Origin of the sequence: Shinella sp. BE166, assembly GCF_051201095.1 — a bacterium.
In the GTDB taxonomy this organism is placed as follows: Bacteria; Pseudomonadota; Alphaproteobacteria; order Rhizobiales; family Rhizobiaceae; genus Shinella; species Shinella lacus.
The window spans coordinates 134342-146383 of sequence record NZ_JBPEHL010000012.1; the positions used below are offsets into that span (position 1 = coordinate 134342).

Genomic DNA, 12042 nt, shown 5'->3' on the forward strand with positions numbered 1-12042 from the left:
CACCTTATTTGGCGCTCATGGCGGCGAGCCATTCGTCGATCCAGGCCTTGCGGTTGGCCGCCACCTCGTCCGACGACATCAGGAAGGTCTTTTCCGGCTTCACCAGCGCGTCGAAGGCGGCCGGCAGCGGGTCCTTGGTCTTGCCGGCCGGCATCATCCAGTTGGTCTCCGGAATGATCGACTGGAAATCCGGCCCGGTCATGAAGGTCAGGAACTGACGCGCAAGTTCCTTGTCGTCGGAGGTGCGCGTCAGGCCTGCCACCTCGATCTGCACATAGTGGCCCTCGGAGAAGGCGGCCGCCTTGTAGCGCTCGGTGTTTTCGGCGATCACGTGATAGGCGGGCGACGTCGTGTAGGACAGCACCATCGGCGCCTCGCCCTTGGTGAAGAGGCCATAGGCCTCCGACCAGCCGGGCGTGACGGTCAGCACGCGGTCCTTGAGCTTGCCCCAGGCCTCACCGGACTTGTCGCCATAGACCGACTTCACCCAGAGCAGCAGGCCGAGCCCCGGCGTCGAGGTGCGCGGATCCTCGATGACGATTTTCTGCGCCGGGTCGCCCTCAACCAGTTCTTTCAGGCTCGTCGGCGGCGTCTTCACCGTCTCGGTGTCGTAGATGACAGCGAAATGGCCGTAGTCATAGGGCAGGAACGTGTCGTCGGAAAAGCCGCCCGGCACCGTCAGACCCTCGGGCGAAAGACCATGCGCTTCGAAGAGCCCGGTCGCCTTCGCCTCGGTGATGAGGTTGGTGTCGAGACCGAGCACCACGTCGGCCTTGGTGCCCTCGCCTTCGAGCTTGAGGCGCGTCAAAAGCTCGACGCCATCGGCGACGCCGACCCATTCGACCTTGCAGCCGCAGGTCTTGGCGAAGGCTTCGGCGACCTTCGGCCCCGGGCCCCATTCGGAAACGAAGCTCTCATAGGTATAGACGGTCAGCGTCTTTTCCTGCGCCAGCGCAGGCAAGGCGAAGGAAACGGCAAGGGCCGCGATCGAGGTGAGGAATGTCTTGCGCATCGGCGCCTCCCTGGTCTGTTCACAAAACGGGAATAGGGCGCTGGAATGTGCCGTCTAATCCCTCCGCCGGTACGAGCCGGATCAGGTTCTTCGGGTTGGCGAAACCGCCTCTCAGCCAGTGGGTCGAAAACCCGCGTGGCACCCCGTTAGAGCAAGGCAAGGCATAATCCCGCTTTCAGCGCGGCGCAAGAGGCAAGGCCCTGTTCCATGCGGAACAGCGGGCGGCGGGGCGATGTGGGAAAGTCTGATCACTGGATGAGAGAGGCTCATCCCTAGAGAGATCAGGAGAAACTTTCATGCGCAAGTTCATCATTTCCGCCGCCATCGCAGCCGTCGCCGCCATCTCCTTCGCCGCCCCGTCCCAGGCCGGCTATTACAGCTACGGCTACAAGCCGCACTGCTTCATCAAGAAGGTGAAGTCCTACGACTACTACGGCAACGTCATCATCAAGAAGATCAAGGTCTGCAAGTAAGCCTTCTTACGTCGCTGACCTCCCCAAGGCCCGGATGTCCCCTGCATCCGGGTCCTTTGCCGTTTGCGGTTACGACAGGCGTTCCGCCAAAATCTTTCCCTTTCTGGAGAACATGCGCTAAGGGCATCAGCCATGACCATGCCCGCACCGACAGACCCGTTCTTCGTCGTCCTCCTGGGAGGCGCGCTCCAGGCGACGCCGCGCCTTGCCGCGGATGTTGCGGGCGCGCGTTTCGTGGCCGCCGATGGCGGCATGCGCCATGCGGCGGCGCTCGGCGTGAGACCGGAAATCTGGGTCGGCGATTTCGATTCCACCCCGCCGGAACTGCTCGACGCCTGGCCGGATATCGAGCGCCAGCCCTATCCCGTCGCCAAGAACGAGACCGACGGCGCCATCGCCGTCTCCGTCGCCATCGAGCGCGGCGCCAGGAAGATCGTGCTGGCCGGCGCGCTCGGCGGCGAACGCTCCGACCATGCGCTGATGCACCTCATCCATGCCGTCTCGCTCGAAGAGCAGGGGTTTGCCATCAAGCTCACCTCCGGCACGGAGGAGGCCTGGCCGCTCCTGCCCGGCACGCGCGAGATCGACCTGCCGAAGGGCAGCCTGTTTTCCGTGCTCGGCCTCTCCCCGCTTGCCGGCCTCGACATCGGCAACGTGCGCTATCCGCTGAAGGACTTTTCCTTGCCCTTCGGCTCGTCGCGCACCATTTCCAACGTCGCGGAAGGCCCGGTTCGCCTTTCGCTCGCCTCTGGCCGCGCGATCGTCATCGCCCGGCCCTATGACCTTTCAGGAGCCTGACCCTTGGCACCGCCCATCCTCAAACTCGACGATATCTTCCTGAGCTTCGGCGGCACGCCGCTGCTTGCCGGCGCCAGCCTGCAAGTGGAGCCCGGCGACCGCATCTCCCTTGTCGGCCGCAACGGCTCGGGCAAGTCGACGCTGATGAAGATCGCCGCCGGCCTGGCGGAAGCGCAGTCCGGCGAGGTGTTCCGCCACCCGTCCGCCACCATCCGCTACCTGCACCAGGCGCCGGATTTCGACGGCTACGAGACGGTCGCCGCCTATGCCGAAGCGGGCCTCGGCCCGAGCGACGATCCCTACCGCGTCACCTACCTGCTCGAACATCTGGGGCTGACCGGCGCCGAGCACCCGGCGTCGCTTTCGGGCGGCGAGGCGCGGCGCGCGGCGCTCGCCCGCGTCATGGCGCCGGAGCCGGACATCCTGCTGCTCGACGAGCCGACCAACCATCTGGATTTGCCGACCATCGAATGGCTGGAAGGCGAGCTTCAATCGACCCGCTCGGCCCTCGTCGTCATCTCGCACGACCGTCGTTTCCTCGAAAAGGTCTCCAACGCCACCGTCTGGCTCGATCGCGGCCAGTCGCGGCGGCTGAACCGCGGTTTCGGCCATTTCGAAGCCTGGCGCGACGAGGTGCTGGAAGCCGAGGAACTGGAACAGCACAAGCTCGGCAAGGCGATCGAACGCGAGGAGCACTGGCTGCGCTACGGCGTCACGGCGCGCCGCAAGCGCAATATGCGCCGCCTCGGCGCGCTGCACGATCTGCGCTCGCGCTATCGCGGCCACAAGGGTCCGCAGGGCAGCGTGCAGGCGAGTGCCTCCGACGCCCAGGAATCCGGCAAGCTGGTGATCGAGGCGGACAAGATCACCAAGAATTACGGCGAGCGCACCATCGTCGCGCCCTTCTCGATCCGCGTGCATCGCGGCGATTGCATCGGCCTCGTCGGCCCGAACGGCGCTGGCAAGACGACGCTGCTCAAGATGCTGACCGGCCAGCTCGCGCCCGACAGCGGCACCGTCAAACTCGGCACGAACCTGGAAATCGCCACGCTCGACCAGCGCCGCGAGGACCTGAACCTCGACGACACGCTCGGCCATTATCTCACCGACGGCCGCGGCGAGACGCTGCTCGTCAATGGCGAACAGCGGCATGTCACCGGCTACATGAAGGAATTCCTGTTCCAGCCCGAACAGTCCCGCACGCCGATCCGCAACCTGTCCGGCGGCGAGCGCGCGCGCCTCATGCTGGCGCGCATCCTGTCGCGCCCGACGAACCTGCTCATCCTCGATGAACCGACCAACGACCTCGACATCGAGACGCTCGACCTGTTGCAGGAGATCGTCGCGGGCTTTGCCGGCACCGTGCTGCTCGTCAGCCACGATCGTGACTTCCTCGATCGCACCGTGACCTCGACCATCGCGCCCGCCGATCCGGAAAGCCCGGACGGTCGCTGGATCGAATATGCCGGCGGTTATACCGACATGATGGCGCAGCGCCGCGGCGCACTCGAGGAGAAGCGCCGGGCGGACAAGGCCGAGAAGGCGAAGACGGTCGACACGGCGGCGCCTGCGGAAGCCAGGGGCACGGCGAAACTCTCCTACAAGCAGAAATTCGCGCTCGAAAACCTGCCCAAGGAGATGGAGAAGGCGGAAAAGGAAATCGCCGCCCGCGAGGCGAAGATGGCCGATCCCGCGCTCTTCACCAAGGATCCCGCCACCTTCAACAAGCTTGCCGCCGAGATGGAAAAACTGCGCGCGTCCCTCACGAAGATGGAAGAGGAATGGCTGGAACTGGAGATGCTGCGCGAGGAGCTGGAGGGCTGAAAAGCGGCCTGTTCCATGCGAAACAGCGCAGATAAGGGCGATGTGGGAAAGTCTGATCACTGGACGAGAGGAGCTCATCCGGTAACCCGAAAGAGATCAGGAGAGTCCCATGCGCAAGTTCATTATATCTGCAGTCGTCGCCGTCGTCGCTGCTGTTTCCTTCGCCGCCCCGTCCGAGGCCGGCTACTACGGTTACGGTCACAAGAGCTACGGCTGGAAGAGCCACGGCTACGGCCACCATGGCTACAACCGGCACTACCGCGTCAAGCGTCATTACGGCGGCTACTACGGCCACCGTTGGGGCGGCCACTGGGGCGGCAAGGTCTACTACAAGAAGCGCCACTACAACTACTACTAAGCGCTTGACGCTTTGAAGGAGCAAGGCCCGGATGCCGACCGCATCCGGGCCTTGCCCGTTTCCGGGGACGGATTGATTCGCAAGGAAACTAGCGCTATCTAAAACGCTCGTGGTGATTTGGCCGGCCGGCTTGCAGCCACGTTAAACAAGTTGCTAAAGGGCCGCGCGAGGAAGACCTTACGTGGACCGGTTGCGACACTGTTGCGGCCGGTTTTTGTTTTTCGATCGAGTGACCCATGCCCATCAAGATTCCCGATACGCTTCCCGCCTTCGAAACCCTCGTCAACGAGGGCGTGCGGGTGATGACCGAGACGGTGGCGATCCGCCAGGATATCCGCCCCTTGCAGATCGGGCTTCTCAACCTCATGCCGAACAAGATCAAGACCGAAGTGCAGATGGCGCGCCTCGTCGGCGCCTCGCCGCTCCAGGTGGAGCTCTCGCTGGTGCGCGTCGGCGGCCACCGCGCCAAGAACACCTCGGAAGACCACCTGCTCGCCTTCTACGATACGTGGGAGGAGGTGCGGCACCGCAAGTTCGACGGCTTCATCATCACCGGCGCGCCGGTGGAGACGCTCGACTACGAGGACGTCACCTATTGGGACGAGATGAAGCGCATCCTCGACTGGACCGAGACCAACGTGCATTCGACGCTCAACGTCTGCTGGGGCGCGATGGCGGCGATCTACCATTTCCACGGCGTGCCCAAGCACACGCTGGAGGAAAAGGCCTTTGGCGTGTACCGCCACCACAATCGCAGGCCGTCATCCGTCTATCTCAACGGCTTCTCCGACAATTTCGAGGTGCCGGTGTCGCGCTGGACGGAGGTCCGCATCGAGGACATCCATGCGGTGCCCGGGCTCAACATCCTGCTCGATTCCGATGAGACGGGCGTCTGCTTCGTGCAGGAGAAGGCCGGAAACCGCCTCTACATCTTCAACCATGTCGAATATGATTCGACCTCGCTTGCCGACGAATATTTCCGCGATGTCTCGGCCGGCGTGCCGATCAAGCTGCCGAAGAACTATTTTCCGCACAACGACCCGTCGCTGCCGCCGCAGAACCGCTGGCGCGGCCATGCGCACCTTCTATTCGGCAACTGGATCAATGAAATCTACCAGACCACGCCCTATGATCTGGAAAACATCGGAACAGGAGCCCGATCATGAGCCGTGTCGTCATTCGCCCCCTGCACACCGACGATGAAGGCGAGTGGCGCCGCCTGTGGACCGCCTATCTCGCCTTCTACGAGACGGTGCTGCCGGAAGAGATTTTCGCCACAACCTTCGCCAGGCTGACGGGCGAGACGGCCGACGGGGAGTTCCGCGGCCTCATCGCCACGCTGGATGGCAAGCCGGTCGGCCTGGCCCATTACCTCTTCCACCGCTCGTGCTGGACGGTCGGCAATGTCTGCTATCTGCAGGACCTCTATGCCGACCCGGAAGTGCGCGGCTCCGGCATCGGCCGGGCGCTGATCGAAGGCGTCTATGCCAAGGCGAAGGAGGCGGGTTCGCCGGAAGTCTACTGGATGACGCAGGAATTCAACGCGACGGCGCGTCAGCTTTATGACCGCATTGCCGACAAGACGCCCTTCATCATCTACCAGAAATCCTTCTGAGGGCGCCCTCCGAAAAGTATGATTTTTCGGTTGCGGGTGACAGGGAATTGCAGCAGGTTGCCGCGCGTTGAAAGCCGGCGGAGGAGAGGCAAGCGTGGGTGCAGGCAATGAAATCTTCGGCCGCCTGGAAAATGGCGAGGCGGTCGAGCGCATCACGATCCAAGGCGGCGGGCTCACCGCCCATGTGCTCACCTGGGGCGCGGTCATCCAGGACCTCCGGCTCGAAGGCCACGACGCACCGCTCGTCCTCGGCTTCGAAGACCTCACCGCCTACCGCGAGCATTCCCCCTATTTCGGTGCCACCCCCGGGCGCTGCGCCAACCGCATCGCCGGCGGCCGGTTCTCGATCGACGGCCAGGATTTCCAGCTCGAACGCAACGAGCGCGGCGTCACGCACCTGCATGGCGGCAGCGACGGCACCGGCCGACAGAACTGGCACGTCGCCGGCCAGGGCGCCGACTTCGTCACGCTGACGCTGACCGATCCCTCCGGCCGCGCCGGTTATCCCGGCACCTGCGCCCTCACCTGCACCTACCGGCTCGCGGGCGGTGGCGTGCTCTCCGTCACCTACGAAGCGACGACGGATGCGCCGACCCCCGTCAATCTCTGCCAGCACAGCTATTTCATCCTCGACGCCAGCCTTGACGCGCTTGGCCACGAGATCCGCCTTCAGGCCGAGCATTACCTGCCCGTCGACGAAAACCTGATCCCGACCGGCGAGATCCGCGCCGTCGCCGGCACACCATTCGACCTGCGCGACTGGACGCCGCTCCGCCGGCAGACCGAAGAAGGCGGCGTGGTCTTCGACCACAATTTCTGCCTCTCGACCGAGCGACAGGCAAAACGCCCGGTGGCCGAGGTCCGCAGCCCCCTCTCCGGCATCACGCTTTCGGTGCTGACGACCGAGCCCGGCGTGCAGCTCTATACCGGCGCCAAGGTCGATCCACCGGTACCCGGCCTCGACGGCCGCAGTTACGGCCCCTTCGCCGGCTTCTGCCTGGAAACCCAGACCTGGCCGGACGCCATTAATCACGGAAACTTCCCGAACGCCGTGCTCCGGCCCGGCGAGACGCTGCGGCAGGAAACCGACTACGTGTTCCGCAAGGGCTGAGGCAAGAAAAAGGGCCAGTTCTTCGCTGGCCCTTTCGCGTTCAGGCCGGCTGCGGCTGTGCTTCCGGCACCTTGGGTTCGCGGATCGTCACCACGGCGAGCGCGCCGATCAGGCAGAGCAGGCCGGCGATGAAGAAGGCCGGCAGGTAGGTCTCGTAGGCCGTCCGGGTGAACCCCGCCCCCCAGGCGGCGAAGGCGGCGCCGAGCTGGTGGCCGGCGAAAACCCAGCCGAAGATGATGGGCGCCCGCGACCCGAAGCGATCGATGGTGAGCTTGATGGTGGGCGGCACGGTCGCCACCCAATCCAGCCCGTAGAACACCGCGAAGATCGACAATTCGAAGTAGCTGAAGCTGGTGAACGGCAAGTAGACCAGCGAAAGCCCGCGCAGGCCATAATACCAGAACAGCAGGGTGCGGCTGTCGAAGCGGTCGGAGAGCCAGCCGGAGCCGATCGTGCCGGCAATGTCGAAAATGCCGATGATCGCCAGCATGCCGGCCGCCGCCACCGCCGCCATGCCGAAATCGCTGCACAGCGAGATGAAATGCGTCTGAACCAGCCCGTTCGTGCTGGCGCCGCAGATGAAGAAGGTTCCGAACAGCACCCAGAAGGTGCGCGTCTGGGACGCCTCAATCAGCGCAGTGATCGGAGAGGCCAGCATCGCCGAAAACGTCTGGCGCGGCGGGGGCGCCGTCGGTAGCCCGCCCGTCGCGCCATAGGGCGCAAGGCCGACATCCGCCGGATAGTCGCGCATGAAGACGAGCACCGCGATCATTGCCAGAAACAGCATCGCGAGAATGACCGTCAGCGCCTCCCGCCAGCCAAGAGTTTCCGTCAGAGACGCCATCAGCGGCAGGAACACCAGCTGCCCGGTCGCCGTGCTCGCCGTCAGAAGGCCGACGACGAGGCCGCGACGGGTGGCAAACCAGCGCGTCGCGATCGTCGCCCCGAGAACCAGCGCCGTCAGCCCCGTGCCGAACCCGACGACGACGCCCCACAGTAGCATGAGCTGCCAGAGCTCCGTCATGGCGAAGGAACCGAGAATGCCCGCGCCGATCAGAAGGAGTGCTGCGCTCGCCACCTGCCGAACCCCGAACCGGTTGATGAACGCCGCCGCGAACGGCCCCATCAGGCCGAACAGCACGAGACGGATGGCAAGGGCCGAGGAAATCTCCGACGTGCTCCAGCCGAACTCCTGCTGCAGCGGACCGATCAGCACGCCCGGCGTACCGACGGCGCCTGCCGTCACCAGCATCGTCAGGAAGGTCACCGCCGCCACCACCCAGCCATAGTGAATGCCGCGCCGGGCACAGAAGCGCGAAAGCGCCGTCGTCCCGGCGAAAGACATGTCGTTCTGCATGAAACATCCAATCTACGGGTAGATACCCGCTTCAATGCCAAAAAATCACAGCAGGCTATTCAATTCCGTCAGAAGCGCCAGTTTTTCCGGCCCCAGACGCCCCGCCACATCGTCCTGGCAGGCCTGCCACAGCGGCACCGAAGCCCGAAGCGTCTCCACCCCCTGCTCGCTCAACAGCACCAGCGCCTCGCGATGATCGTCCCCCCGCCCGAACCGAACCAGCCCCATCCGCTCCAAAACCCGCACATTGCGCCCCAGCGTCGAACGATCCAGCTCCAGATGCCGCCCCAGCTCCGTCAAACTCACCGGCTGCCGCCGCTCGACATTCCTCAGCAGCGAAAACTGCGCAATATTAATCCCCATCGGCTCAAGCGCATCATCATAAAGCGCACTGAGCTTCCGATTGGCCATCCTCAAGCGATTGCAGTAGCAAGGTGCCGACATAATGCGGGTATATGCCCGAAATAACCTCGAAGTCAAGCGAGTTGCCCGGATGGCAGCGGCACCGAAGGCCAAAAACAAAAAAACCCAGCGAACCGAGGCTTCGGAACTTTGGAAAGAATAAAGCAGAAAAGAGAAATTCAAACGCTCGACCGCAAACTAGGCATCGTTCTCTAAACATTAAATTGCGATTTAGATATCAATCGCTACAGAAATCCCGTCGTGATCGCTGAGGGGCCTGCCGAGGCTTCGTCGGCTATATCCTTGACGTAAAGTCGCTCGGAAATGCCGGCTGCCCCCGATATGGCAGACAGGCTGATACTCAAGGCCTGGAACAGCACCTTGCGTCCAGATATCAAATCCAGCCAAGGCGTCCTCCAACTCTCCAAACACTCTTTCAGGTGAGCGGCGACGTGGAATACGCTGATTGAGGTCCCCGATGATTATTACAGGGTGCGAAGAGTTTGCCGTTCCCTGAATTCGCTTAAAACCGCGCAGGTACGTGACGTGATCTTCCCATAGTGCGCGATTGCGGTTGCCTGTCGTAACGTGGGCTCTTTCCCAAGGCACGCATACTCCCACCACTCGCACTGGGCCGAGACTGGTATCCGTTACGCCTTCGACGTACCTGCCCGATGACAGTTCGGCAGATCCGAAATCATCGATCTCGTGCCATGGATGCTTGCTCCATAGCGCGACCTTCCGTCTGCCGGGCGTGATCGGGTAGCCGTAGTCCGGCTGGCTAAAAATGCCGTGCCACCCGGTTCCCAGAAAGTCAGTGTACGACTCAGGGCAACAGACAATCTCTGGATCATCCGCCAGAAGCCGTTCAATAATCTGCTCGCCCGCCCATGACATGCGGCGGTGCCATTCGACATTCCAGCAGGAGATTCGCATCGATATATCCGTGGCGCCAATGAAGTTGTCCGACGCCATGATTGCATACAGAGTCGAAGCTGCGAACCTGTAACCGTGCGGTAACCGCGGCCAGAGGAGCCGTTTTCTGCCCGTTCCATTTCAACCGCGCCAAAAACGCAAAAGCCCCGGCAACCGAGGCTTTGAACCATTAGGAAGAATGGAGCGGGTGAGGCGATTCGAACGCCCGACCCCAACCTTGGCAAGGTTGTGCTCTACCCCTGAGCTACACCCGCTCATCGTCGACGGCCTGGGGTAGTCGGTGGCCGAAGGTCGCTGCGTTGCGGCGACGGGCGCTATATCGCTCAAGCCCTTTCCAAATGCAACAGGGAAATGTCAGTTTTTGCAGAAAAAATCGCGATGACTTTCAAAGTCGCGGATTTTCAGGCGGTTGCGCGCGGGCGGCGGACGTCCTATCAGCGGGCAGGACCAAATCATGCCGGGACGCGCCAAATGACCGACACGCAGCCGAAGACCGACAAGGATCTTTTTCAGTTTCTCGATGGGCTCGGCATCGCCCACAGCACCAAGGAGCACGCGCCGGTCTTCACCGTCGCCGAATCGGTGGCGCTGCGCGACGAGATCCCCGGCGGCCATACAAAGAACCTCTTCGTAAAAGACAAGAAGGACAACTACTTCCTGATGACCGTCGAGGAACATGCGACGGTCGACCTGAAGACTGTGCACACGATCATCGGCGCGTCGAGCCGCGTTTCCTTCGGCAGGCCGGAGAAGCTGATGGAATATCTCGGCGTCATTCCGGGCGCCGTCACCGCCTTCGGCGTGATCAACGATGCGGGACACCAGGTGAAGATCATCATCGACGCGGACCTGATGGCCTATGATACGATCAACGGCCATCCGCTGCGCAACGACGCGACGACCTCGATCGGTTCGAAGGATCTTCTGCGCTTCATCGAGGCGACGGGACACGAGCCGCTTGTCTTGAAAGTCACGTCCTGACATACGATTTGAGGGGCGGTACTTTCCGGGCCGGACACGAGGATAGAAGGCGCGACGCGCGCGCCACAGGAGCAGACCATGAGTGCAAGCGACAACCCCTATGCATCGTCCTATGGCGGGCAGATGAACGTTTCGGCGAGCTATGGTGGCGGCGCGGCACCGGCGGCGGACGACAGCGTCAAGGACACGACGACGGCGAATTTTTCGCGTGACGTGCTGGAGGCCTCGCGCCAGCAGCCCGTGCTTGTCGATTTCTGGGCGCCCTGGTGCGGCCCGTGCAAGCAGCTCCAGCCGATCATCGAAAAGGTCGTGCGCGAGAGTGCCGGCCGGGTGAAGCTCGTCAAGCTCAACATCGACGACCATCCCTCTATTCCCGGCCAGCTCGGCATCCAGTCCATCCCCGCCGTCATCGCTTTCGTGGGCGGGCGGCCGGTCGATGGCTTCATGGGTGCCGTGCCGGAAAGCCAGGTGCGCGAATTCATCGACAAGGTCGCCGGCCCCGCGGGCGCCGACGAGAAGGCCGAGATCGAGGCGCTGCTCGCAGAAGCCAAAACCCTGTTCGACGCGGGCGACCTTGCGGGCGCTGCCGATCTCTACGGTGCGCTGCTTCAGGCCGATCCGGAGAACCCGCTGGCGCTTGCTGGCATCGCCGAATGCATGATCGCCGCCGGCCAGCCGGAAAACGCCCGCCAGATCCTCGCCAATGCGCCGGAAGCGGTCGCTGCCGATCCGGCCGTCGCGGCGGTCCTCAAGAAGCTCGACCAGATCGAGGAAGCCCGCAAGCTCGGCGATCCGGCGGCACTCGAACAGGCGCTGGCGCTGAACGCCGACGACCACGCGGCACGGCTGAAGCTCGCCAAGATCCGCAATGTCGAGGGCGACCGCCAGGCGGCGGCCGATCACCTGCTCTACATCATGAAACACGACCGCACCTTCGACGACGATGGCGGGCGCCGCGAGCTGCTGCAATTCTTCGAGGTCTGGGGACCGAAGGATCCGGCGACGATCGCCGCCCGGCGCAAGCTGTCGTCGATCCTGTTTTCCTGAGGCTTTTTTGCCGCGGAATGGCGCGGGTCCCTTGAGAAACGCCGCGCCTACCCCACATTGCGGGGAGGCGCCATGGCGAAGGGCGGGCGATGTTTCGCCGTGCTGCGGAATGGGCCGCGGAATGGGAA

Annotated in this window: 13 protein-coding genes, 1 tRNA gene and 2 riboswitches; of the genes, 9 read left to right on the forward strand and 5 right to left on the reverse strand. The window is 63.4% G+C overall.

What is annotated here, in order from left to right; all coding sequences use genetic code 11:
- Positions 1-4 precede the first annotated feature (4 nt).
- Positions 5-1012, reverse strand: coding sequence for a thiamine ABC transporter substrate binding subunit (gene thiB, locus J2Y63_RS25155; RefSeq protein WP_435268321.1), 1008 nt, complete (start codon positions 1010-1012; stop codon positions 5-7).
- A 41-nt stretch (positions 1013-1053) separates the two neighbouring features.
- A riboswitch (TPP riboswitch) is annotated at positions 1054-1168 on the reverse strand.
- A gap of 140 nt (positions 1169-1308) precedes the next feature.
- Here thiB and J2Y63_RS25160 point away from each other — a divergent pair.
- The 7 genes from J2Y63_RS25160 (at position 1309) to J2Y63_RS25190 (ending at position 7191) form a co-directional block, all read left to right on the forward strand.
- Positions 1309-1485, forward strand: a complete 177-nt coding sequence (locus J2Y63_RS25160) for a hypothetical protein (RefSeq protein ID WP_256119501.1) — start codon at positions 1309-1311, stop codon at positions 1483-1485.
- Positions 1486-1623: 138 nt separating this feature from the next.
- Complete coding sequence (locus J2Y63_RS25165) at positions 1624-2283, forward strand: thiamine diphosphokinase (RefSeq protein WP_435268386.1); 660 nt, start codon at positions 1624-1626, stop codon at positions 2281-2283.
- A 3-nt stretch (positions 2284-2286) separates the two neighbouring features.
- Complete coding sequence (locus J2Y63_RS25170) at positions 2287-4107, forward strand: ABC-F family ATP-binding cassette domain-containing protein (RefSeq protein WP_435268322.1); 1821 nt, start codon at positions 2287-2289, stop codon at positions 4105-4107.
- A gap of 109 nt (positions 4108-4216) precedes the next feature.
- Positions 4217-4465: a hypothetical protein gene (locus tag J2Y63_RS25175; protein ID WP_435268323.1), complete on the forward strand. Its 249-nt coding sequence runs from the start codon at positions 4217-4219 to the stop codon at positions 4463-4465.
- Between the two features lie 99 nt (positions 4466-4564).
- A riboswitch (SAM riboswitch) is annotated at positions 4565-4642 on the forward strand.
- Between the two features lie 59 nt (positions 4643-4701).
- Positions 4702-5631, forward strand: coding sequence for a homoserine O-acetyltransferase MetA (gene metA / locus J2Y63_RS25180; protein ID WP_435268324.1), 930 nt, complete (start codon positions 4702-4704; stop codon positions 5629-5631).
- A complete protein-coding gene (locus J2Y63_RS25185) occupies positions 5628-6080 on the forward strand; it encodes a GNAT family N-acetyltransferase (RefSeq protein ID WP_435268325.1) in 453 nt (150 codons plus the stop codon). Before metA ends, J2Y63_RS25185 begins: the two co-directional genes overlap by 4 nt.
- A 94-nt stretch (positions 6081-6174) precedes the next feature.
- Positions 6175-7191, forward strand: a complete 1017-nt coding sequence (locus J2Y63_RS25190; RefSeq protein WP_435268326.1) for an aldose epimerase family protein — start codon at positions 6175-6177, stop codon at positions 7189-7191.
- Positions 7192-7231: 40 nt separating this feature from the next.
- On the opposite strand, the gene J2Y63_RS25195 is transcribed toward J2Y63_RS25190, so the two are convergent.
- The 4 genes from J2Y63_RS25195 to J2Y63_RS25210 form a co-directional block, all read right to left on the reverse strand.
- Positions 7232-8548, reverse strand: a complete 1317-nt coding sequence (locus J2Y63_RS25195; RefSeq protein WP_435268327.1) for an MFS transporter — start codon at positions 8546-8548, stop codon at positions 7232-7234.
- Positions 8549-8593: 45 nt separating this feature from the next.
- Positions 8594-8959 (reverse strand): MarR family winged helix-turn-helix transcriptional regulator, encoded by a 366-nt coding sequence (locus J2Y63_RS25200; RefSeq protein ID WP_435268328.1) that lies wholly within the window; start codon positions 8957-8959, stop codon positions 8594-8596.
- Positions 8960-9181: 222 nt separating this feature from the next.
- Positions 9182-9925 (reverse strand): endonuclease/exonuclease/phosphatase family protein, encoded by a 744-nt coding sequence (locus J2Y63_RS25205; protein ID WP_435268329.1) that lies wholly within the window; start codon positions 9923-9925, stop codon positions 9182-9184.
- 140 nt (positions 9926-10065) lie between these two features.
- Positions 10066-10140 (reverse strand) — tRNA-Gly (locus J2Y63_RS25210).
- 217 nt (positions 10141-10357) lie between these two features.
- On the opposite strand from J2Y63_RS25210, the gene J2Y63_RS25215 reads away from it, so the two are divergent.
- Both J2Y63_RS25215 and trxA read left to right on the forward strand, forming a co-directional pair.
- Positions 10358-10867, forward strand: a complete 510-nt coding sequence (locus J2Y63_RS25215; RefSeq protein ID WP_435268330.1) for a prolyl-tRNA synthetase associated domain-containing protein — start codon at positions 10358-10360, stop codon at positions 10865-10867.
- A 78-nt stretch (positions 10868-10945) separates the two neighbouring features.
- Positions 10946-11914 (forward strand): thioredoxin, encoded by a 969-nt coding sequence (gene trxA, locus J2Y63_RS25220; protein ID WP_435268331.1) that lies wholly within the window; start codon positions 10946-10948, stop codon positions 11912-11914.
- The last annotated feature ends 128 nt before the right edge of the window (positions 11915-12042 follow it).

Bases quoted from the DNA above. Each gene is read 5' to 3' on its own strand.
- thiB (WP_435268321.1), bottom strand. From the start codon at position 1,012: ATGCGCAAGACATTCCTCACCTCGATCGCGGCCCTTGCCGTTTCCTTC.
- J2Y63_RS25160 (WP_256119501.1), top strand. From the start codon at position 1,309: ATGCGCAAGTTCATCATTTCCGCCGCCATCGCAGCCGTCGCCGCCATC.
- J2Y63_RS25165 (WP_435268386.1), top strand. From the start codon at position 1,624: ATGCCCGCACCGACAGACCCGTTCTTCGTCGTCCTCCTGGGAGGCGCG.
- J2Y63_RS25175 (WP_435268323.1), top strand. From the start codon at position 4,217: ATGCGCAAGTTCATTATATCTGCAGTCGTCGCCGTCGTCGCTGCTGTT.
- metA (WP_435268324.1), top strand. From the start codon at position 4,702: ATGCCCATCAAGATTCCCGATACGCTTCCCGCCTTCGAAACCCTCGTC.
- J2Y63_RS25185 (WP_435268325.1), top strand. From the start codon at position 5,628: ATGAGCCGTGTCGTCATTCGCCCCCTGCACACCGACGATGAAGGCGAG.
- J2Y63_RS25195 (WP_435268327.1), bottom strand. From the start codon at position 8,548: ATGCAGAACGACATGTCTTTCGCCGGGACGACGGCGCTTTCGCGCTTC.
- J2Y63_RS25200 (WP_435268328.1), bottom strand. From the start codon at position 8,959: ATGGCCAATCGGAAGCTCAGTGCGCTTTATGATGATGCGCTTGAGCCG.
- J2Y63_RS25205 (WP_435268329.1), bottom strand. From the start codon at position 9,925: ATGGCGTCGGACAACTTCATTGGCGCCACGGATATATCGATGCGAATC.
- J2Y63_RS25215 (WP_435268330.1), top strand. From the start codon at position 10,358: ATGACCGACACGCAGCCGAAGACCGACAAGGATCTTTTTCAGTTTCTC.
- trxA (WP_435268331.1), top strand. From the start codon at position 10,946: ATGAGTGCAAGCGACAACCCCTATGCATCGTCCTATGGCGGGCAGATG.